Origin of the sequence: Actinoplanes sp. NPDC049681, assembly GCF_044465265.1 — a bacterium.
Lineage (GTDB): Bacteria > Actinomycetota > Actinomycetes > Mycobacteriales > Micromonosporaceae > Actinoplanes.
The window spans coordinates 50,679-71,683 of the sequence record NZ_JBITLP010000014.1 but is presented as its reverse complement, the minus strand read 5'-3'; the positions used below and the strand labels follow the sequence as shown (position 1 = coordinate 71,683).

The following is a 21,005-nucleotide window of genomic DNA, read 5'->3' as shown; positions in this document are numbered from 1 at the left end:
CTGCCCAACCTTGTGTCCCGGCCTGTTCCATGCAACCGCGATCGCCCCGATCGGCACGGGGGCCGCGTTGATGTGGGGGGAATCGCCTGGCTGTGTGCGGGCAGAAGCACCCGAGGGTAACGGGGACGAATCATGGGCCATGGCTGACGCGACCGGCAGCCACGGCATGGGACCACCTTGGCGACCGATCATCACTATCGTGCCGAGGATGACAAGGGTCCCCTTCCGTACCTTGATCCCGCGCATCCTCGCCGTGCTCCTGGCCGCCTGGATCGCCTTCCTGGCCCTGCACCCTCCAACCATCTCGGCTTATACCGGCAACCTCACCGGCCTCAACGGGCTGGTCGTGGAACCGTACTCGACGTTGTCCCACCAGTGTCCCCCTCCGATCTCGTACATGTTCAAGAAGACGGACCTCTCGGAGGAGCCGGACACTCTCGGCCTGGCGTGCCGCGAACGCGCGATCGGAACCGGTGTGACGATTGGTTTGTTGGGCACCATCGTGGCGCTCCTACTCGGCTTTGCCCGCTCGCCCACTGGCCCGGCGTGCGAAGCCGGCCTTACCACCCGTGCGGAACCCTGACGGTCAGACCGCCTATGGAGGCCGGGAAGCCGGTCAAGGTTCCGGGATGACGCACTGCCGAGCTCGTGGCCTCGAGATCGTGCAAGCTAAGGCTCTGCAGGCGAGAGGGTGGTCGCCCACGCCCTTCGAGATGCATCCCGCGGTGCGCGGGACAGAATCGAAGGTCTCGGCAATGGCGGCGGTCTTAGGATGCCGGGCCGAAACCGCCGTCGGTGATCTGTTTGCCCGTGGCGTCGTTGACGGCTGGCGTGGCCACGGAGAAGTTCCCGGCGGTGTTGCCGAAGATGGCTTGGGACCGACTGGCTTCGAAAATGCTGATCTCGGCGCCGGCCTCGACAGCGGTGGGGACGGCCGCGCAGATCAGCCACGGCCACAACGGGTGTCGTCGGCCTGCGACTGCGAGGCCGTGGACGCCCGGTCAGCTCCAGCGAGAACCAACACGGCAGCGCTGACAGCTGTGGGTGTTCTCCGACCACCTTGCACATCCGCCGCTGGTCAGCGAGGCCGACTTCCTGGGCCGCGCGGCAGATCAGCGCTGTCGCTCCGCCCGATGACGGCAACACCTGCCGCTACCAACTCACCGGACTGATCGTTTGCGGGCTCTGCGGCCGGCGTATGGAAGGCCCTGGGCACACGGCCGAGCCCGCTACCGCTGCCGGCATGGCCACACCAGCGCCAGCGACGCCGACCCTGGCCACGCCAAGGTCCGCTACGTCCGCGAGGATCTCGCCGTCGAGCAAGCCAAGAACCAATACGGGCATGCCCTGGGCTGCGACATCACCACGATGAGCCCCCGCACCCCTCGCTGAACAGCTGCGCCAGCGTGGGATGAACATCCTTTGCACCACCGTCAGCACCAGCCTTGACACCGCTGCCGCTGAGAAAGTCGCACCCAAGCGTGCAGAGCCAACCCCGGATGTTCTCTTGCCGAAGGGCGCCGTCCAGCCAGTCATCCCGCTACCGCGAGGGCCAACGACAAACCCCCACCGAAGCCGTCCACGAAACGTGAATGACTTCGGTGGGGTTAACGTGTCCGAGGGACTTGAACCCCCACGATCATATTGCTGATGACCTGGAAGAACGCTATCTGTCCGGGTATGGAACCGTCAATCTTGTAGCTACAGGTAGCTGCTTGCAGCGCTGTCGTGCACACGGTGTTCCCCGCGGGAACACCGATGGTCGGTTCCAGAACGTCCATGGTGAAGTGCCACAGTGGGCGGCCCGGCGCGAGATAGGCGCTGACCGGGAACGTGAAGGGCTGCTTCTCCCGCTTCTGGACCGCGGGAGGCACCAGAGCCGGGCATCCCACAGGATGCGCTTGCGGCGGTCCCCGTCGACCTTCGCGGCATCGGGCGCGCCCTGGGCGGCGTTGTTGTGATAGGTCGATGCCGCGGAAGGAGACGTCGATCAGTTCGGCGCCGGAGAAGTCGTTACCGCGGAACTCGTTCGACGGACGTCGCGCCAGCTTCCGGTAGTCGGACGGCTCCGGGCGCCCTTCCCTGGCGAATAAGCGCAGGGCCCACTGGTAGCGCTTTTCCGCCTCGGGCTGCGGTGCAGCGTCCCAGAACACGGTCGTGCGCAGCTTGCCGGTGAACACGCAGTCGACCAGCTCGAGGTGGTCGTCGCCCAAGCCTCTGATATCGACGTCGCGGATGTCGCGGACGAATTGGCGCCCCTCGGCGAGGTGGATGAAGCGGCCCGGCATGTCTTGGACCTCGTGGCGGCAGGGCTCCGTTGGCGTGCCGGGAGCCGGGTGGCGTCGTCGCGGTACGCGCCTGCGCACGGCAAGCCGGTCCGGCGCCGACGCCGTACGGGGTCCGACCCCGACCGGTTCTTCGACTGCCCGGGGAGGCGGTGCAGGCGACCAGCAGGCTGAGGCCCGTTCGCGGTACACCCGCCCACCAGGCCGATTCACCCCCTGGAGGGCTCGATCCGTGTGGACCATGACACATCGCTACTTGAAAAGTTCTTCAACTGCTAAATTCATCATGTTGGCAAGAGAGAGGTGCGTCGCGTCATGTCGGTGCCGCTGAATCAGGCGAAGGCTGAGCTGTTCCGCACGCTCGGCCATCCGGCGCGGATCCGGGTGCTGGAGTTGCTGCAGGACGGTCCCCGGCCGGTGCACGAACTGCTGGCCGAGATCGACGTCGAGGCGTCGAACCTGTCCCAGCAGCTGGCGGTGCTCCGCCGTGCCGGCCTGGTGACGTCAGCGCGCGAAGGCGCCTCGGTCATGTACGCGTTGAGCACCACCGACGTGGCTGACCTGCTGGCAGCCGGCCGCCGCATCCTGGGTGCCGTTCTGACCGACCGGGACGGGCTGCTGGGACAACTGAAGGCCGAAGGGCACGATCGATGAGTACCACCGCGATGCGCGCCGGCAAGCGGCTGGCCGAGTTGCTGCCGCAGCGCGGCGACTGGGCGGCGGCCCGGCGCAATCCGCGTCGTGACCTCGTGGCCGGGCTGACGGTGGCGGTCGTCGCGCTGCCGCTGGCGTTGGCCTTCGGCGTGACGTCCGGTCTCGGCGCGCAGGCCGGACTGGTCACCGCAGTCGTCGCCGGCGCGGTGGCGGCAGTGTTCGGGGGCTCCAACCTGCAGGTGTCCGGGCCGACCGGGGCGATGACCGTGGTACTCGTGCCGGTCGTGGCCCGCTTCGGCGCAACCGGGGTGCTTATGGTCGGCGCCATGGCCGGCCTCGTGCTCATCGCCCTGGCGCTGGCCCGGCTCGGCCGCTACATACGGTACCTGCCCACGCCGGTCGTCGAGGGCTTCACGGCAGGCATCGCCGTGGTCATCGCGCTGCAGCAGGTCCCGGCCGCGCTGGGCGTCGCCGATGCAACCGGGGAGAAGGTCTGGGCCGTCGCTGGCGACGCCGCGGTCCGGTTCGCGGCACATCCCCGACCGCAGCCGCTGGCCGTGGCGCTCGGTGTGGCCGCGGTGATGCTGCTCGGTGCCCGCTGGCGCCCGAAGCTGCCGTTCTCGTTGATCGCGGTGCTCGCCGCGACGATGCTCGCCGAGCTGGCGCCGCTGCGGTTGACGCGGATCGGGGCATTGCCGGCCGGGCTGCCCACCCCCTCGCTGGACTTCGTCGACCTGCACGCGGTCGGTATGCTCCTGCCCTCAGCACTGGCCGTGGCCGCCCTCGCCGCGCTGGAGAGCCTGTTGTCGGCGACCGTCGCCGACGCGATGAGCGTCAACGATCAGCACGACCCGGACCGGGAACTGTTCGGCCAAGGCCTGGCCAACCTGGCCGCGCCCGTCTTCGGCGGCATCCCGGCCACCGCAGCGATCGCCCGTACCGCCGTGAACGTGCGGGCCGGCGCCGGCTCCAAGCTCGCGGCACTGACCCACGCGGTCGCGCTGGCGGTGATCGTGCTGGCGGCCGCACCGCTGGTCTCGCGCATCCCCCTGGCCGCGCTGGCGGGGGTGTTGCTGGCCACCACCGTACGGATGGTGGAGGCGAGCTCCCTGCTCGCCGTGGTTCGTGCCACCCGCCGCGATGCCCTGGTCCTGGCTCTGACGTTCGCCGTGACGGTCGCGATGGATCTGGTCACGGCCGTCGCCGTGGGACTCGGGGCGGCCGTCGTGCTGGCCTTGCGCGCCGTGGCCCGCACCGCCCGCCTGCAGCAGATGTCGCTGGAGCCGGGCGATCATTCAGCCGCCGAACAGGCATTGATCGCCGAGCACATCGTCGCGTACCGCCTGGACGGGCCGCTGTTCTTCGCGGCCGCCCACCATTTCCTGCTCGAACTCACCGAGGTCGCGGACGTGAGGGTCGTGATCCTGCGGATGTCTCGAGTGTCGACCGTCGACGTCACCGGCGCACAGGTGCTCGGCGACGCCATCACCCGCCTGCAGCGGCGCGGCATCACCGTACTGCTGTCCGGAATCACTCCGGGCCACGAGCAAGTCTTGACAGCCGTCGGCGTCGCCGAGCAACTGCGCCGCGACGGGCGGGTCTTTCCCGACACCCCGAGCGCGATCGCCTACGCCCGCGACCATCTCCCGACCAATGCTGCCGAAGGCCCGGAGACACGCGAGCCCGCCGGGCGATCCGTGGCCGGTTGAAACCTGGCGGGCCCCGCGTACCCATCGCTTCCACACCGCAACTCTTCCGGAGCGTTCCATGCGACTTCTCCTGATCGGGCCGCCGGGCTCCGGCAAGGGCACCCAGGCCACCTTCATCGCCGAACGCTACGGCGTCGACCACATCTCCAGCGGTGATCTGCTGCGCCGCCATGTCGCCTCGGGTAGCGCCATCGGCCGAGCCGCCGCTGCGTGTATCGATCGCGGCGACCTCGTCCCCGACGCCCTCGTCATGGACATCCTCCGCAAGCCGGTTGAGGCCGCCAGCCGTCGGGGCGGCTACATTCTCGACGGCTTCCCCCGCACCGTCGCCCAGGCTGAAGCGGCCTACCGCGTCGCCGAGCCGCTCGGGGCATCAGTGCGTATCGCCTTGCATCTCTCGGTCTCTCGCGAGGAACTCACCCGCCGGCTGCTGCATCGCGGCACGCAGACCGGGCGCACCGACGACACGGCCGAAGTCATCGCTCACCGCCTGGACGTCTTCGCCGCCAGCACAGCGCCGCTGCTGGACTATTACGCCGCCCGGGAAACCGTCATCTCCGTCGACGGCGAACAGCCCGTCGAGGACGTGACCCGGGCGATCGCCGACGAGCTGGACCGGGCACGTCGCCGTCTCGGCATCGCACTACCGCCGCAGCGCGACGCCGACGACCCGCGCTCCGCCCCCGCTTCCGATGCTGCGCCATCAGCCGCCCGCTAGTACCCGCCGGGTCGATGTCGTGTTCGCCGCCGATGGTGATCAGCCGGGTGGCCCGCTCGAGCATCGCCCGGGCGCCGTCGTGGACCTGCCGGATCGCGGTCTCGATGTCGAACGGGTTCACGGCCAGGCCGCCGGCGTCGGCCACCTGCTGCACGACGAACGGTGCGATGTCAGCCGCCGGGTTGTACGGCCGCAGCAGCCGTGATGACTCGCGCACGTGGGCCGGGCCGAACCGGGCCCCGGGCCGGTAGCTGACGCCCGCGTCGAAGGGCACCCCGATCACCGCCACGTCCAGGTCGGAGACCTCGTCGGCGCGCGTAAGCCGAGCGAAGGTTGCCGGCCCGGCGAACCGGGGAACCCTGGAACCCGGGCACCCGGGCACCCGGGCAGGATGGTGGCGTCGACCTGGCCGAGCCGGCCGGACACCTCGACGCGCGGCGCTTTGGCAGATCGTGACGAACCTGCTGTCCAACGCCATCAAGTTCACCCCTGACGGCGGGCAGATCTTCCTCGCCGCCCGACGGATCGGCCACGAGATCGCGATCAGCGTCGCTGACACCGGCCCCCGCATCTCCGCCGCCGACCAGCAACGCGTCTTCGAGGAGTTCCAGCAAGTCGGCGAACAACACAGCCGTGCCGGCGGCACCGACCTCGGCCTCGCCGTGGCCCGCCGGCTGGTGCAGGCCCACGGCGGGCGCATCGACCTGCAGTCCGAACCCGGCCACGGCGCAAAATTCATCGTCTACCTGCCCGCCGCCGACACCCCCACCGATAGCCGCCCCACCGCCGGCAGCCGACTACTCGCCGCCGACACGGGTGACCCGGAGGCCATCCTGCTCGACATCGATCTGCCCGGTGAGGTACGGACGCACTTCCCGGGGAACAACCACTCGGTGGGATCGCCCGGCAGCAGACCGAGCAGGCTGGGTCCCAGGGCGATGCCCGCCATGATCTCGCCGACCACCGCGGGCTGACGCAGCCGCAGGACGCAGCGGCCCAGCACGGCGCCGGCGACGAGCACCATCGCGATGTCGAGCAGGACGGTCGCGCCTGACAGTTCGGACGAACTCGCCGGGGATTCCATCTGCACCTCGATCTCGCGGCACGACAATGCCCCCACGCTAAGCGACGTCCCGTCACCCGGCGGCAGTCTCATGAGGACCACGTGCAATCGATTCACCCGTTCACCGGACTAAGCCCGGCGGCTCCCCGATCGGCGGTAGGTGTCGCGCCGACTTGACGTAGAGAACCGGTCAAGTGTTCGGCGCGTGAGTGCAGCATGCGCCCGGCGTTGACCTCCTATCCACGCTCGGTGATGATTCTTCAGGTATTCGGGCCGCCGTTTCGCATCGATTTCCCACGAGCCGCGTCAATCAATTCGAGGCGGTCCGGACACCCGCTGCCGGCCCATCAATCAAAGGTAGGACGCCGTCATGCATTTTCCTTTCATGGATACCATCGCCGGGCACGTCACCTCGTACGACGAGAAACGCGGGGTCTTCGAGCTGCGCACTAGGGCGGGTGACACGTACGCGGTGCACCTGACGCCGGACTGCTCGGCCGAGATGCTGCGCAACCTGGACGAGCCGTACGTCGACGCGTGCACCCACTTGCCGCAACTGCTCACCGAGGGCCGCCACCTGTTCGTCTACGGCACCTTCTACCCCGAGGGCGGCGGCTACACGTACGAGGCGAAGCGCCTGGTCTTCAACGGCCGTGCGGTCGGCGAATTCAGCTTCGAGAACCGGGCCTGGTGGACCAACCAGCTCGACTCGCTCGCCGGCTTCTACCGCCGGGCGCAATTCGGTGCCGGCCCGATCGACTACCGCGAGTACCGCACCATCATCCGCCTCGGTGGCGAGAAGACCGACAGCCATGTCCAGGAGACCGACACGATATCCCGGATGGTGTACGGCATGGCGTCGGCGTACATGTTGACCGGCAACGACGAATACCTGGAGATCGCCGAGCGCGGGACCCAGTACCTGCGCGACCACATGCGTTTCGTCGACACGGACAATGACATCGTCTACTGGTACCACGGCATCAAGATCGAAGGCGACTACGAGAAGAAGCTGTTCACCTCGGAATTCGACGACGACTACGACGCCATTCCGATGTACGAGCAGATCTATGCGCTGGCCGGCCCGACGCAGACGTTCCGGGTCACCGGCGACCGGCGCATCGCCTCGGACATCGACCACACGATGCGGCTGTTCGAGAACCACTTCCGCGACCGGGCAGGCGGCGGCTACTTCTCGCACATCGACCCGGTGCTGCTCAGCCCCGACCACGAGTCGCTCGGTCCCAACCGAGCCCGCAAGAACTGGAACTCGGTCGGCGACCACGCACCCGCGTACCTGATCAACGCCTACCTCGCCACCGGCGAGGAGAAGTACCGGGAGATGCTCGAGCGCACGTTCGACACGATCGTCGAACGCTTCCCCGACTACGACTACAGCCCGTTCGTCAACGAGCGCTTCTTCCAGGACTGGTCGCACGACCTGAAGCACAGCTGGCAGGGCGACCGCGCGGTGGTCGGGCACAACCTGAAGATCGCCTGGAATCTCATGCGGATGTACTCGGTCACGCCGAAGGACAGCTATCGCGAGCTGGCCGACAAGATCTCGAAGATCATGCCGTCGGTGGGCAGCGACCGGCAGCGCGGCGGCTGGTACGACGTCGTGGAGCGCACGCTCGAGCCGGGACAGGAGTGGCACCGGTTCGCCTGGCACGACCGCAAGGCGTGGTGGCAGCAGGAGCAGGCCATCCTCGCCTACCTGATCCTGTCGGGCACGGTCGGCGGCGAGGCGAACCTGGCCGAGGCGCGCCAGGCGGCCGCGTTCTACAACGCGTTCTTCCTGGACCATGACGAGGGAGGCGTGTACTTCAACGTGCTGGCCAGTGGAATGCCGTACCTGCTCGGCACCGAGCGACTCAAGGGCAGCCACTCGATGAGCATGTACCACTCCGCGGAGCTGTGCTACCTGGCCGTCACGTACACGTCGCTGCTGATCAGCGGGCAGCCGCTGGACCTGTACTTCAAGCCCCGGCCGGACGCCCACCGGGTGTTGCGCGTGGCGCCGGACCTGCTGCCCGCCGGCAGCTTCCGCCTCGAGAAGGTCGAGATCGACGGCAAGCCGTACGAGGTGTTCGACGCCCAAGCCGCGACGGTGGAGCTGCCCGAGTCCACCGAGTCGCTGGCGGTCAAGGTGACGCTGGTCCCGACGATGAACTCCCGGAAGGGGTGAGCTCATCGATGGACGTTCGCAAGCGCGAGGCGGGAGAGATCGTGATCCTCAGCCTGTCGGGAGACCTCGACGGCCGCGTGCCGCCCGAGACGCAGAACGAGATCGTCCAGGCGCTGCCGCCGCACCGGCGCGTGCTGCTGGAACTCAGCGGCCTGGGGACGGTGACCAGCGCGGGGCTGCGCACGATGCTGCAGATCTACCGGCAGGCGCAGGCGCTGGACGTCACTGTCGCCCTGGTCGGGCTCTCCGATCAGCTGCGCAACGTGCTGACCGCCACCGGGTTCCTGTCGTTCTTCACCGTCGGTGACAGCGTCGAGGAGGGCCTCGCCCGGCTCGCTGACCCGGTACCCCAGGGAAGCGGTGCCCGGTGACCGCCGCGATCCAGGCGCCCGCCGGGCGCATCGACTCGTTCCCGACCCAGCAGGTCAACGGGTACGACGTGCGGCCCGGGCGGGTCGAGCCATTCGGTGCCACGCTGGTACCCGGCGGCGGCGTCAACTTCTCGATCTACTCGAGCTCCGCCAGCGCCGTCACCCTCGTCCTGTACGCCCTGGGTGCGCGCGACCCCAGCGCGGAGCTACCGATCCCGGCGGAGTTCCGGATCGGCTCGGTGTGGTCGATGGTCGTGTTCGGCCTCGACTACGAGAACATCGAGTACGGCTACCGCGTCTACGGACCCGACCAGCAGGACTTCCGCGACCGCTTCGACCACACGCGGGTGCTGGCCGACCCGTACGCCCGCGCGTTCTCGGGTCGCGACACCTGGGGCGTCGAGCCGGACCGCAGCAACGCGTACCCGTACCGGTCGCGCCTGACGTTCGAAGACTTCGACTGGGAGAACGACCGGCCACTGCGGCTCCCGTCGACCGACCTGGTCGTCTACGAGCTGCACGTACGCGGCTTCACCCGGGATGCGTCGTCCCGGGTGGCCCAGCCGGGCACCTACGCCGGCCTGGTCGAGAGGATCCCGTACCTCAAGGAACTCGGCGTCAACTGCGTCGAGCTGATGCCGGTCTTCGAGTTCGACGAGTTCGAGAACAGCCGCATCAACGAGGCCACCGGTGAGCGGCTCTACAACTTCTGGGGCTACTCCACGGTCGGTTTCTACGCCCCGAAGGCGGGTTACGCGGCCACCGGTGCGTTCGGGATGCAGCGCGACGAGTTCAAGAACATGGTCAAGGAGTTCCACCGCGCCGGCATCGAGGTGGTCCTCGACGTCGTCTTCAACCACACCGCCGAGGGCAACGAGTGCGGCCCGACGATCCATTTCCGCGGGATGGACAACCGGACGTACTACATGCTCACGCCGGAGGGCTTCTACTACAACTTCAGCGGTACGGGGAACACCCTCAACTGCAACAGCCCCGTCGTCCGCGACTACGTACTCTCGTGCCTGCGCTTCTGGGCCGGCGAGTACCACGTCGACGGCTTCCGCTTCGACCTGGCGGCGATCCTCGGGCGCGGCACCGACGGCGCCCCGCTGGAGAACCCGCCGCTGCTCGAGTCGATGGCGTTCGACCCGGTCCTCACCGACTGCCTGCTCATCGCGGAGGCGTGGGACGCCGGCGGCCTGTACCAGGTCGGCAGCTTCCCGAACTACCGGCGCTGGTCGGAGTGGAACGGCAAATTCCGCGACACCGTCCGCAAGTTCCTCAAGGGTGACGGCGACGTCGGGGACCTCGCGACCCGCATGGTGGGCTCGCCGGACCTCTACTGGGCCCGCGGGGCCTGCTCGTCGATCAACTTCATCACCTGTCACGACGGTTTCACCCTGGCCGACCTGGTGTCGTACAACGACAAGCACAACGAGGCCAACGGCGAGAACAACAACGACGGCGCGAACGACAACAACAGCTGGAACTGCGGCGTCGAGGGACCGACCGACGACGCGGAGGTGAACGCACTGCGGTTGCGCCAGATGAAGAACGCCATGGTGCTGCTGCTGACCAGCCAGGGCGTCCCGATGATCCTGTCGGGCGATGAGGTCGGCCGCAGCCAGCAGGGCAACAACAACGCGTACTGCCACGACAGCAAGCTGACGTGGATGAACTGGGACCTGGTCGAGGAGAACACGGAGCTGCTGGGCTTCGTGCGCAACCTGATCGCGTTCCGCGCCAGGCACCCCTCGTTGCGGGAACCGCACCACCCTCGCGGCGAGGACCCGGTCGGCTGCGGCTACCCGGATGTCAGCTGGCACGGCACGCAAGCCTGGCAGCCGGACTGGTCGGCATCGAGCCGGGTGATCGCGGTCATGCGCAACGGGCACAACCTGGACGGTGACGACAGCCACGTCTACATCGCGGCGAATTCCCATTGGGAGGCGCACGAGATGCAGCTGCCGGACCTGCCCGACGGAATGCGCTGGCACCGGTTCGCGGACACGTACGCACCCGCGCCGCACGACACCGCCGTGCCCGGCCAGGAGGTGCTCCTGGACAACCAGCATGCCATCACGCTCGGCCCGCGCTCGACCGTCGTCCTGCTGGGGAGCCGGCCGCTCAACGGCTGACCGGCCCCGCACCCGCGAGAACATGAACTGAGGAGCACCATCGTGTCGTTCAACACCACCCTGACCCGCAATGGCACCACCGTCGTCATCACGCTGGACGGCGAGCTGGACGCCTCCACCGCAGCCGAGTTCGGCAGGCAGGTCGACCTCGCCGCCAAGGGCGGCGTGGAGCGCCTGGTCCTGGACATGTCCGAGCTGACCTATCTCTCCTCGGCCGGCCTGCGTGGCCTCGTCTTCGCCCGCCAGAAGATGGCGGACGGCGTCACGATCGTCCTGGTGCAGGCCAGCGACGAGGTCGAGCGCACCATCCGGATGGTCGGCTTCCACCACAGCGTGGTCTTCGCCGACCACGTCCCCGAATAGGAATGCACCAGCTGACGCTACCGGCGACCACCGGCTCGCTGGACAGGATGGTCGCGTTCGTCGACGCCCTGTCCCGGGCCGGTGGCCTGTCCGCCGTGCGGGCCGGGCGGCTGCGGCTGGCAGTCGAAGAGCTTGTCACCAACTCCATCGTGCACGGCTTCGGCACCTCTCGCGGGCCCTGGAGCGAGATTCTGCTCGAGGGCTGCGTCGAGACCGATTACGTCTGGCTGCGGATCAGTGAGGACGCACCCCCGTTCGACTCTACCCGCGGCCACACTCCGCAAGACCTCGATCGGCCGCTCGGCGAGCGTACGCCGGGCGGGCTGGGCCTCTATCTGGCCCGCCAGGCGGTCGATCGGATGGCCTACGACTACGCGAACGGGCGCAACCACGTGACCGTGTACGTCGGCCGTGGGCCGACGTCGGCTGCCGAACCTGAGAGCAACGCTGCACCGGGCGAGAGGCAACAGGAATGACATTGCAGTCGACGTGGATGATCAGTCCGAGGTCGGTCAACGCGGAACGCCTCGGCGCCGTCCTGGCGACCGCCGGTACGAGCGTCCTGCACCTGCTGCCGGAAGCGGTGACCCGGCAGCAGCTCCCTCTCGTGCAGCCACCCCACCTGCTGCTCGTCAACGCGAACCTGGACGTCGCGCTGGTGCGGCGCCTGGTGGCATGGACGACCCGCACGACGAGGCGCGTACCGGCCGTCGTGGCGTTCGTCGACGGCGACTTCGCGGACCTGGAACCACACGTGCTGGCGGGTACGGACTACATCGTCCCGCCGTACGTGCCGGGTAACGTCCGCGACCGTCTGATCACCAGCAGCCGGCGCCAGGCGTGGCGCCAGGCCACAGCGGGGAGCTACGCCGCCGACCTGCTGCGCTACGAGCGGGAGCTGGCCATCGGGCGGGAGATCCAGATGGGTTTCCTGCCCACCGGCCTGCCCGCGCCGGACGGATGGGACCTGACCGCGGCGTACCGTCCGGCGCGCGAGGTGTCGGGGGACTTCTACGACGCGTTCGAGCTGCTCGGCGGCCGGCGCATCGCGCTGGTGGTCGCCGACGTCTGCGACAAGGGCGTCGGCGCGGCGCTGTTCGTGGCGTTGATCCGTACGCTGTTGCGGCACACGGCCGTGTATCTCGACAACGGGGCGCGGGGCGGCGCCGTGCCGGGCCTCGCGCCGCTGCGGGAGGACGAGCACAGCCGCGATGAGGCCGTGCTGCTGCGGGCCGTCATGGCCACGAACGACTACCTCATGCAGAACCACATGCGGCAGGCGTACTTCGCGACGGTCTTCTTCGCGATCCTCGACCCCGTCTCGGGCTCGCTGGTGTACGTCAACTGCGGCCACAACGCGCCGATTCTGCGCCGTGCCGACGGTGGGGTGGTGAATCTTGCGCCGACCGGCCCGGCGCTGGGCCTGACGGCGAAGGCGGTGTTCGCCCCTGCCCGCGCCGTGGTGCGCGGCGGCGATCTGCTGTTCGTCTACACCGACGGGGTGAGCGAAGCGCGCGACCCGTCCGGGGGGTTCTTCGGTGAGCACCGGGTAATCGGATTGGTCTGCGCGGGCGACCTGGACGTCTGGGAGCTCATCGACTGCATCGAGCGGGAGCTCGCCGTGCACGCCGGCGTGGCCGAGCAGAGCGACGACATCACCATGCTGGCGATCCGTCGCCGCCCGGTGCCGGCCGAGGTGTGAGGTGGCCGGCGGGCCACCTCACCACGCGGGGATCAGCCCAGAGTCGCGCTTCGCAGGGAGTCCAGCAGCGAGAAGATGCATGCCGCGGATACCAGGGTCACGTGGTGGTGCCAGCCGGCGAACGTGCGGCCCTCGTAGTCGCGCAGTCCGAAGCGGGCGGCGATCGCCTCGAGACGACTGTGCACCCTGGACGGCAAGCGCATCAACTCCACGACGCTCGCTAGCGGCTCGTCGTCGATGTTGGTGATCCAGTACCCGCGCGGCTTCGGCTTGTTGAACGGCCAGTCCACGACGAGCTGGTGCTCGGCGGCCCCCCGGGAGTAGCCCTCCGGCTGTCCCCCGGGGCCGCCCGGGCGCATGATCGGCGCGGTCAGGAACTGCGAGCGGTGCGTCCGCCCGTCGTTCTCCCAGCTGATGGTCGCGCGGGGCTGGGCGTGCAGCCGGTGCACCAGGTCGCCGGCGGTGCCTTGCCACGGCGAGGGGCGTACCCCCGGTTGCAGCACCGGCCGGCCACCGGCGAGCCGCGGCCGCTCGCTGGCGTACCGGACGGGCAGGTTCGGTCCGACCTGGACCAGGTACGGCAGGTCACGTTCCGACAGCGCAGCCAGCAGGGCCTCGACCGTGGTGAGCTGGCAGGCGTCGACGATCACCGGCGCGGGGGCCATGCCCCAGTCCAGGATCATGTCGTCGATCGTCTCGATCTGGTAGTGCCAGTACGGCCGCGGCCGCTCGTGGTCCGGCATGCGAGCCCGCGAGCGGCGCTCCTCGTCGGCGCCCCACGGCTCGGGCAGCACGAGCCGCCAGTTGACCGGCACGCAGTGCTGCCCGGTGACCAGGACGGCGACGGTGGCCAGCTGGCAGTTGCTCACCCGCTGCTCGGCGCGCACGTACTGCCGGTGCACCGCGGCCGAGTACCGTCCGTGCTTGGGGAAGGCCACCTCACCGATGACCCAGGCGGTCGGCTCGACCGTCTCGATCAGCCGGCCGAGCAGGCGCTCCCGGATGGGCCGGTAGTCCCAGGGACTCTGGTTGATGAACTGCTGCAGCGACTGCTCCGAGTGGCTGCCCGGAGCCAGCGCGGCTATTCGCCGGATCGACTTGCGGCCCTCGCAGTTGATCAGGCCGTTCAGGTAGGTCTGACCGGCGCGTCGCTGATCAGCACGGTGCAGCGTCCGGAAAATGTCGCTGCAGAATTCCTGGAAGTGATCTTCCGAGGTCACGCCGGCGCGTTCGTCGCCCTCAGTCACGTTGACTCCCCGACGGTCGGGCGCTCGAGCTGTTGCGGCCCCGCAAAGGAAGTAGCCGGGTGAGCGCCAATGCCATTTTTAGTCAACGATTTCGTTGAATACAAGAACTAGAACGGGAAATTTGACCACCCCGCGCGCCGCCTAAAACGCTTTATTGCCACTTACACCTGCGTAACGGACGTCCAGCGCCGACCATCGCGGCGTATTGCGCTGTTATACCCGTTATAAGCCAACGCTCCGTGTTGTTGCAACTCCTCTGAGTAATGAGACAGACGCCGCCACATTCGGGGACAAACGGGCAACTTGACGTAGTACGGCGCTTCTCTGGCCGGACACCCGCGCATCCGGTGCACCGCCCCGGCAGGCGTCCTGCCGGCCTCCGCCGATGCGAATGGCCCCGCGCGCGGGCGTACACCAGCCGACTTGACGTATATCGGCAACCGATTGCCGCGCGTCGGATCGGCGGATTTGCAATCCGTTGACTTGCCCCGCGACGCGCATAAGTATTCGCCTATCACCGGCCCGAATTCGATGGATGAGGGGTCCTCATGTCCAGAAAGATCCTCACCGTGCTGTCCGAGTACGGTTATTGGGGTGAAGAACTGCTCGGCCCGCTCACGCGATTCGACGAGCAGGGTTACGAGGTCACGTTCCTGACGCCGCGGGGCGGCCGGCCGCTCGCGCTGCCGCCAAGCCTCGACGCCGGCTTCATCGACCCGCCGCTGGGTCGCAGCGTCGTCTCGGAGGACGTCGCCAAGGCCGCTATCGCCCTGGACCAGTCCGACCGCCTGGACCATCCTGAGGATCTCTCCTCGTGGATCCCGGAGCGTCCCTACACCAGCGACGACAATTACCTGCGGGCGCTGGAGTCCTACAACCGCGAGATCGGTGACCACCTCGACGAGCGGATCGCCTGCTACGAAGCGCTGCTCATCGTCGGCGGCAGCGGTCCCATCGTCGACCTCGCCAACAACGGCCGGGTGCACGACCTCATCCTCGCGTTCCTGCGCTCCGGCAAGGTCATCGGCGCTGAGTGCTACGGCGTGGCCTGCCTCGCGTTCGCCCGCGACTGGGAGAGCCGCGAGAGCATCATCAAGAACAAGCACGTCACCGGCCACTGCAAGGAGTACGACTACAAGGACGGCACCGGCTTCCTCACCACGGACTTCAACATGGGGCCGCCGCCGTACCCACTGGAGTACATCCTGCGCGACGCCACCGCGCCCGGGGGCCGCTACCACGGCAACTTCGGCAAGGAGATCTCCGTCGTGGTGGACCACCCCTTCGTGACCGGCCGCTCGACCGCCGACTCGTTCAGGACCGGCGAGAAGATGGTCGAGGTTCTGGAGCGTGGTCTCCGCCGCTACGGCTGGTAGGCGCACGATGCCCAGAACCGGCAAAGAGGCGATGATCGAACAGTTCCTCGCCGACGGCATCACGCACATGTTCGGTAATCCGGGAACCGTCGAGCAGGGATTCCTCGACGCCCTGGAGTCCTTTCCCGACTTCCACTACATCCTGGCCCTGCAGGAGACCGTGGCGGCGGGGGTGGCCGACGGCTACGCTCGCGCGACCCGTGGCCCGGCCGTGCTCCAGCTGCACAGCGGCGTCGGCCTCGGCAACGGCATCGGCATGATGTACCAGTCGAAGCGGGGCCACACCCCGCTCGTCGTGGTAGCCGGCGAGTCCGGCATCGCGTACGACTCCATGGACGCGCAGATGGCGGCGGACCTCGTCGCCATGGCCCGGCCCGTGACGAAATGGGCGGCCCGGGTCGTCGACCCGCGGTCGCTGCTGCGGATACTGCGCCGGGCCGTGAAGACGGCCATGACCCCGCCCCGCGGGCCGGTGTTCGTGGCACTGCCGATGGACGTGCTCGACGCGCTAAACGACGAGCTGGTCGTACCAACGGTCGTCCCGTCGGCCCGCGCGGTGCCCACCGCCGACCAGGTGGCCGAGGCGGCGGCGCTCCTGTCCGGCGCCGAGCGGCCCGTGCTGGTGATCGGCGACGGCGTCACCACCTCCGGCGCGGAGGCCGAGCTGGTCCGGGTCGCGGAGAAGCTCGGCGCCGATGTCTGGTACGCCGACTCGTCCGACCTGCCCATGCCGTCCACGCACCCGCTCTCGAGGGGCGCCCTGGGGCACATGTTCGGGCCCGTCAGCAAGGCGGCCGTGCAGGACGCCGACGCGGTGCTCATCGTGGGCACGTACGTGTTCCCGGAGGTGTTCCCGGAGCTCACGTCGCCGTTCGCGCCGGACGCCACCATCGTCCACATCGACCTGGACGACTACGAGATCGCCAAGAACCACCCGGTGACGCTCGGGCTCGTCGCCGATCCGAAACCCACGCTCGCCGCGCTCGCCGGGGTGCTCGACCGGTTGCGTACCCCGGAGCAGGAGGCCGCGGCGGCCACGCACATCCGGCGGCGCGCGGCTGAGCGGGCGGCCGCCGACGAGGCCCCCGACGACACCCTGATCGGCGCGTTCCTAGCCGAGCTGGCCGGGCGGGCGCCGAAGGACCTGATGGTGTTCGACGAGGCACTGACCGCCTCGCCGTACCTCACCCGGTACCTCAAGCCGCAGCTGCCCGGGCACTACCTCGTGACGCGGGGCGGCTCGCTCGGCGTCGGTATCCCTGGCGCGGTCGGCATGAAGATCGCCCACCCCGGCCGTACGGTGATCGGCTTCACCGGCGACGGCGGCGCGATGTACACGTACCAGGCGGTGTGGACCGCGGCCCGGCACGATGTGCCCGCGGTGTTCGTGGTCTGCAACAACCATCGCTACCAGCTGCTCAACGCGAACATCGACGAGTACTGGCGCGAGCAGGGCATCGCCGGGCGCGCGCACCCGCACTCGTTCGACCTGAGCCACCCGGCGATCGACTTCTCCGCGCTGGCGCAGTCGCTGGGGGCCGACGGCGTCCGGCTCGACAAGCCGGAGCAGATCGCCGCGACGGTCGAGCGGATCCTCACCACCCGCCGGCCCCTGCTGATCGACCTGCAGACCGACGACACCCTGCGGTCCTGAGCCGCCCGCGAGAGGACGAACAGTCATGGCTGTATCCGAAGACTCCATCCGCACCCTCGTGGTCGAGTGGTACCGCGCCCTGGACCGGCACGACGAGCTGGCCGATGTGTTGCCCTACCTGCTCGACGAGGGCTTGGAGATGCGCTTCCCCGAGGTGACCGCGCGAGGGCACTCCGGCTTCATCGACTGGTACAAGGCCGTCACCAACCGCTTCTTCGACGAGGAGCACACCGTCACGTCGGTCCGGTTCACCCGGCTGGACGAGACCGGCGCCGACCTGAAGGTGCTCGTCAACTGGCAGGCGAAGATCTGGAACCCGCCGGCGGCCAGGAGCGAGTTCCTGGGCTTCGACGCGTACCAGACCTGGGAGCTGGTGTTCACGCCGGACGGCGGTACCAAGCTCAAGACGTACGTCGTCGACCGCATGGAGCCGATGCCCGGCTCCGCGTCGCTCTAGCCCCTCAGGTCCGAAGGAGAGTCATGGACACCGCATCGATCGTGACCCGGTACTACGAGCTTGCCAACGCCGGCAACTGGGATGCCTGGTGCGACCTTTTCGCCGCCGACCAGGTGATGGACGAGCAGCTCGCCGGCCACGTGGAGGGCCGGGAGACGCTGCGCGCGATGATGGCCGGCTTCCCCGCCATGTACGCATCGTTCGAGAACCACCCCCATGAGGTGATCGTCGACGGCGGCAAGGCCGGCGTCGTGTCGCACATCAGCGCCGTCGTCCCGGGCGGCGGCCGCATCGAGGCCGACGTGATGAACTACTTCCACGTCGTCGGCGGGGAGATCGTCTACATGGCGAACTTCCACGACACCCTGCCGTTCCGCGCCGTCCTCCCCGCTGCGTCGTAGGGGGCTGCGATGAGCGACGAGGTATTCGACTACGTGATCGTCGGCGGCGGTACCGCGGGCTCCGTGCTCGCCCGCCGGCTGACCGAGGATCCCTCGGTGCGCGTGCTGGTGCTGGAGGCGGGCAGCGACTTCGTGCCCGCAGCCGTCGACCAGGCGCCGCTGTGGTTCACGCTACTGGGCAGCTCCGTCGACTGGGGCTACCGGACGGTGCCGCAGCCCGGTCTTAACGGCCGCACGGTCTACGAGCCTCGGGGCAAACTGCCCGGCGGCAGCAGCAACCTCTACATCATGATGCACATCCGGGGGCACCGGTCCGACTTCGACGACTGGGCGTACCAGGGGGCGGCCGGCTGGTCGTACGCGGACCTGGAGCCCTACTTCACGAGGCTGGAACAGACGCAGACCGTCACCGACGCGGGCGAGCACGACCCGAACCCGCTGTCGAAGGTCTTCATCGAGGCGTGCGAGGAGCTGGGGCACACCCGGGTTCCCGACTTCAACGGCCCCGAGATGATCGGTACCGGCTGGCACCACATCGACGTGGAGAACGGCAAGCGGAAGGGTGCGCTGCAGGCCTTCCTCGAGCCCGCGCTGGACCGGCCCAACCTCACCCTGCGCACGGAAGCACACGCACTGAACCTCGTCTTCGAAGGCGCTCGCTGCGCCGGCGTACGCTACCTGCAGCAGGAACCCCCGGAGCCGGCCGGTCCCGGACGCCGGCTGCCGGGCGTGTCACGCGCCGACGCCGGCGTGCACACCGCGCGCGCCACCGGCGAGACGCTCGTCTGCCTAGGCGCGATCGAGTCCCCCAAGCTGCTGCTGCTCTCCGGCTTGGGCCACGGCGACGACCTTCGCCGCTTCCGGATCCGCGTGGTCGCCGACCTGCCCGGCGTGGGGAGGAACTTCCACAATCACGTACTGACCGGCCTCATCGCGGAAACCGCCGATCCCGTGATCGCGGGTACGCAGAACCTGTCGGAATCCGCGCTGTTCGCCGTTTCCCGGCCGGGCCTGCTCGCACCCGACCTGCAGCTGGCGTTCGTGCACGTGCCGTTCGACATCATCGTCGGCCGGCAGCACCCCAACGCCGTCTCCATCCTGCCCGGCGTCGTACGGCCCAACTCCCGCGGCACGATCAAGCTGGCAAGCACCGACCCGCTCGTGGCGCCTCTGATCGACCCGAACTATCTCGGCGACCGCTCCGACGTGGACCGCATGGTGGAGGCCTTCAAGATGTCCCGCGACATCTTCGCGGCCCCGGCGTTCAAGGGGCACCTGCACGGCGAGCTTTCCCCGGGCCGCGACGTCCGCACCGACCGCCAGATCGAGGATTTCGTCCGCGCCCGCGCCGACTGCTACCACCACCAGGCCGGATCCTGCCGGATGGGCATCGACGACCTCGCGGTGGTCGACCCGCAGCTGCGCGTGCGCGGCGTCGACGGCGTCCGGGTGGTCGACGCGAGCGTCATGCCCGCGGTGCCCTCCGGCAACTGCCACACCGCCATCGTGGCCATAGCGGAGAAGGCCGCCGACCTGATCACGGAGGCACGCCATGGCTGAGATCACCCTGCGCGAGGGGCCCTTGTCCGGCGCGAAGGTCGCGATCCTCATCGAGAGCGACTACTTCGAGCCCGAGATCCACTACTACCAGCGCAGGTTCGCCGAGGAGGGCGCGGACGTCCACTTCCTCACCCGGCTGTGGGGCCAGAACGAGATCACGTTCTACGGCCACGAGTGGCGCGCGCCGTTCGACGCTCACGAGAGCCTCGAGAACGTCGACGACGAGACGCTGCGCTCGTACAGCGCGGTGATCGTGCCGTCCGGCATGGTCTCCGATCGCCTCCGCTTCACCGAGGACGTCAACCAGCTCGCGCCGGCCGCGGCGCTGCTGAAGCGGGCGTTCGCCGAACCCGGCATCCTCAAGGGCATCATCTGCCACGGCTTCTGGCTGCTCGCGTCCATCCCGGAGACGATCCGCGGGCGCAAGGTCGTCTGCCACAACAACCTCGTCGGGGATGTCCGCAACATGGGCGCCGAGTACGTCGACTCGGACGTCGTGGTCGACGGCGACGACCTGGTCACCGGCCGTACGGGCATGCACGCCCACCTGTTCGCCCGGCAGCTCATCGACCTGCTCGCAGACCGCCGGGACCTGGCGCCCGCTTCCCAGGCGCCGGCATGAGCAGCGGGATGCGCTGGTCGCACGTGGCGCTCAACTGCCGGGACCTCACCGCGACCCAGGCGTTCTACCAGCAATGGTTCGGCTTCCACCGGGCCCGGGCGGTGAAGCTCGACGACGGCGAGATCGTGTTCCTGCGACACGGCGACGTCTACCTCGAGCTGTTCGGGTCGTCGGCCGACAAGCGCATCGTAGGTACGGCGGACGGGCCGCCCGATCCCGGCATCGTGCGGCATCTGGCGTTCCAGACCGACGACCTCGACGGGTTCCTGGAGCGGGCCGCGTCGTTGCCGGTGTCGCTCGGACCGCTGAGCTTCGACGACTTTCTGCCCGGGTGGCGCAGCGTCTGGCTGACCGACCCCGACGGTGTGGTCGTGGAGGTCAGCGAGGGCTTCCACGACGACGAGGCGATCGCTGTCTGATCCACACGGAGGCCCGGGCCCTGCGACACAGGGCCGGGCTTCCGCCACGCTGACCGACAAGCGGGGCAGCGCCGCTAC

21 protein-coding genes and 1 pseudogene are annotated in these 21,005 nt (G+C 68.7%); 18 read left to right on the top strand and 4 right to left on the bottom strand.

Features of this window, described 5'->3' with window-relative positions; all coding sequences use genetic code 11:
* The first annotated feature begins 208 nt into the window (after positions 1-208).
* Positions 209-583 carry a hypothetical protein gene (locus ACIBO8_RS36960; RefSeq protein WP_396120200.1) on the top strand — a complete coding sequence of 125 codons (375 nt, stop codon included), beginning with the start codon at positions 209-211 and terminating at the stop codon, positions 581-583.
* A 184-nt stretch (positions 584-767) separates the two neighbouring features.
* Here ACIBO8_RS36960 and ACIBO8_RS36955 read toward each other — a convergent pair whose 3' ends face one another.
* Together ACIBO8_RS36955 and ACIBO8_RS36950 are read right to left on the bottom strand one after the other, a co-directional pair.
* The gene (locus ACIBO8_RS36955) at positions 768-959 is read right to left on the bottom strand and encodes a hypothetical protein (RefSeq protein WP_396120199.1); all 192 of its coding nucleotides are present in this window, start codon (positions 957-959) and stop codon (positions 768-770) included.
* 648 nt (positions 960-1,607) lie between these two features.
* Positions 1,608-2,288, bottom strand: a complete 681-nt coding sequence (locus tag ACIBO8_RS36950) for a hypothetical protein (protein WP_396120198.1) — start codon at positions 2,286-2,288, stop codon at positions 1,608-1,610.
* Between the two features lie 312 nt (positions 2,289-2,600).
* Between ACIBO8_RS36950 and ACIBO8_RS36945 the strand changes: the two genes are divergently transcribed.
* From ACIBO8_RS36945 to ACIBO8_RS36935, 3 genes are read left to right on the top strand one after another with little or no spacing between them, the layout of a single operon-like run.
* The gene (locus ACIBO8_RS36945) at positions 2,601-2,939 is read left to right on the top strand and encodes an ArsR/SmtB family transcription factor (RefSeq protein ID WP_396120197.1); all 339 of its coding nucleotides are present in this window, start codon (positions 2,601-2,603) and stop codon (positions 2,937-2,939) included.
* Entirely contained in the window at positions 2,936-4,648 is a 1,713-nt protein-coding gene (locus ACIBO8_RS36940; RefSeq protein ID WP_396120196.1) for a SulP family inorganic anion transporter, read from the top strand. The genes ACIBO8_RS36945 and ACIBO8_RS36940 overlap by 4 nt, the downstream gene beginning before the upstream one ends.
* A gap of 58 nt (positions 4,649-4,706) precedes the next feature.
* Entirely contained in the window at positions 4,707-5,366 is a 660-nt protein-coding gene (locus ACIBO8_RS36935; protein ID WP_396120195.1) for an adenylate kinase, read from the top strand.
* 70 nt (positions 5,367-5,436) lie between these two features.
* On the opposite strand, the pseudogene ACIBO8_RS36930 reads toward ACIBO8_RS36935, so the two are convergent.
* A pseudogene (locus tag ACIBO8_RS36930) lies at positions 5,437-5,844 on the bottom strand (arginase family protein); the annotation flags it as partial.
* On the opposite strand from ACIBO8_RS36930, the gene ACIBO8_RS36925 reads away from it, so the two are divergent.
* The 7 genes from ACIBO8_RS36925 (at position 5,726) to ACIBO8_RS36895 (ending at position 13,191) form a co-directional block, all read left to right on the top strand.
* Positions 5,726-6,340 carry a sensor histidine kinase gene (locus tag ACIBO8_RS36925; protein ID WP_396120213.1) on the top strand — a complete coding sequence of 205 codons (615 nt, stop codon included), beginning with the start codon at positions 5,726-5,728 and terminating at the stop codon, positions 6,338-6,340. The pseudogene ACIBO8_RS36930 and the gene ACIBO8_RS36925 overlap by 119 nt on opposite strands.
* Positions 6,341-6,814: 474 nt before the next feature.
* On the top strand, positions 6,815-8,617 hold the full coding sequence (locus tag ACIBO8_RS36920; RefSeq protein ID WP_396120194.1) for an AGE family epimerase/isomerase: 1,803 nt from the start codon (positions 6,815-6,817) through the stop codon (positions 8,615-8,617).
* An 8-nt stretch (positions 8,618-8,625) separates the two neighbouring features.
* Entirely contained in the window at positions 8,626-8,988 is a 363-nt protein-coding gene (locus ACIBO8_RS36915; RefSeq protein ID WP_396120193.1) for an STAS domain-containing protein, read from the top strand.
* Positions 8,985-11,126, top strand: a complete 2,142-nt coding sequence (gene glgX, locus ACIBO8_RS36910) for a glycogen debranching protein GlgX (protein WP_396120192.1) — start codon at positions 8,985-8,987, stop codon at positions 11,124-11,126. The genes ACIBO8_RS36915 and glgX overlap by 4 nt, the downstream gene beginning before the upstream one ends.
* 42 nt (positions 11,127-11,168) lie before the next feature.
* Positions 11,169-11,489 carry an STAS domain-containing protein gene (locus ACIBO8_RS36905; RefSeq protein ID WP_396120191.1) on the top strand — a complete coding sequence of 107 codons (321 nt, stop codon included), beginning with the start codon at positions 11,169-11,171 and terminating at the stop codon, positions 11,487-11,489.
* 2 nt (positions 11,490-11,491) lie between these two features.
* Complete coding sequence (locus tag ACIBO8_RS36900) at positions 11,492-11,965, top strand: ATP-binding protein (protein WP_396120190.1); 474 nt, start codon at positions 11,492-11,494, stop codon at positions 11,963-11,965.
* A gap of 17 nt (positions 11,966-11,982) precedes the next feature.
* On the top strand, positions 11,983-13,191 hold the full coding sequence (locus tag ACIBO8_RS36895) for a PP2C family protein-serine/threonine phosphatase (RefSeq protein WP_396120189.1): 1,209 nt from the start codon (positions 11,983-11,985) through the stop codon (positions 13,189-13,191).
* A gap of 32 nt (positions 13,192-13,223) precedes the next feature.
* On the opposite strand, the gene ACIBO8_RS36890 is transcribed toward ACIBO8_RS36895, so the two are convergent.
* A complete protein-coding gene (locus ACIBO8_RS36890) occupies positions 13,224-14,438 on the bottom strand; it encodes an IS701 family transposase (protein ID WP_396120188.1) in 1,215 nt (404 codons plus the stop codon).
* A 548-nt stretch (positions 14,439-14,986) separates the two neighbouring features.
* Between ACIBO8_RS36890 and ACIBO8_RS36885 the strand changes: the two genes are divergently transcribed.
* The 7 genes from ACIBO8_RS36885 to ACIBO8_RS36855 are packed head-to-tail and all read left to right on the top strand — an operon-like array spanning position 14,987 to position 20,927.
* Entirely contained in the window at positions 14,987-15,814 is an 828-nt protein-coding gene (locus ACIBO8_RS36885) for a type 1 glutamine amidotransferase domain-containing protein (RefSeq protein ID WP_396120187.1), read from the top strand.
* 7 nt (positions 15,815-15,821) lie between these two features.
* A complete protein-coding gene (locus ACIBO8_RS36880) occupies positions 15,822-17,468 on the top strand; it encodes a thiamine pyrophosphate-binding protein (protein ID WP_396120186.1) in 1,647 nt (548 codons plus the stop codon).
* A gap of 25 nt (positions 17,469-17,493) precedes the next feature.
* Positions 17,494-17,925, top strand: a complete 432-nt coding sequence (locus ACIBO8_RS36875; protein ID WP_396120185.1) for a nuclear transport factor 2 family protein — start codon at positions 17,494-17,496, stop codon at positions 17,923-17,925.
* Between the two features lie 23 nt (positions 17,926-17,948).
* Positions 17,949-18,326 (top strand): nuclear transport factor 2 family protein, encoded by a 378-nt coding sequence (locus tag ACIBO8_RS36870; protein ID WP_396120184.1) that lies wholly within the window; start codon positions 17,949-17,951, stop codon positions 18,324-18,326.
* 9 nt (positions 18,327-18,335) lie between these two features.
* The gene (locus ACIBO8_RS36865) at positions 18,336-19,886 is read left to right on the top strand and encodes a GMC family oxidoreductase (RefSeq protein ID WP_396120183.1); all 1,551 of its coding nucleotides are present in this window, start codon (positions 18,336-18,338) and stop codon (positions 19,884-19,886) included.
* Complete coding sequence (locus ACIBO8_RS36860; RefSeq protein WP_396120182.1) at positions 19,879-20,508, top strand: DJ-1/PfpI family protein; 630 nt, start codon at positions 19,879-19,881, stop codon at positions 20,506-20,508. Before ACIBO8_RS36865 ends, ACIBO8_RS36860 begins: the two co-directional genes overlap by 8 nt.
* The gene (locus ACIBO8_RS36855) at positions 20,505-20,927 is read left to right on the top strand and encodes a VOC family protein (RefSeq protein WP_396120181.1); all 423 of its coding nucleotides are present in this window, start codon (positions 20,505-20,507) and stop codon (positions 20,925-20,927) included. The genes ACIBO8_RS36860 and ACIBO8_RS36855 overlap by 4 nt, the downstream gene beginning before the upstream one ends.
* Positions 20,928-21,005: the final 78 nt, after the last annotated feature.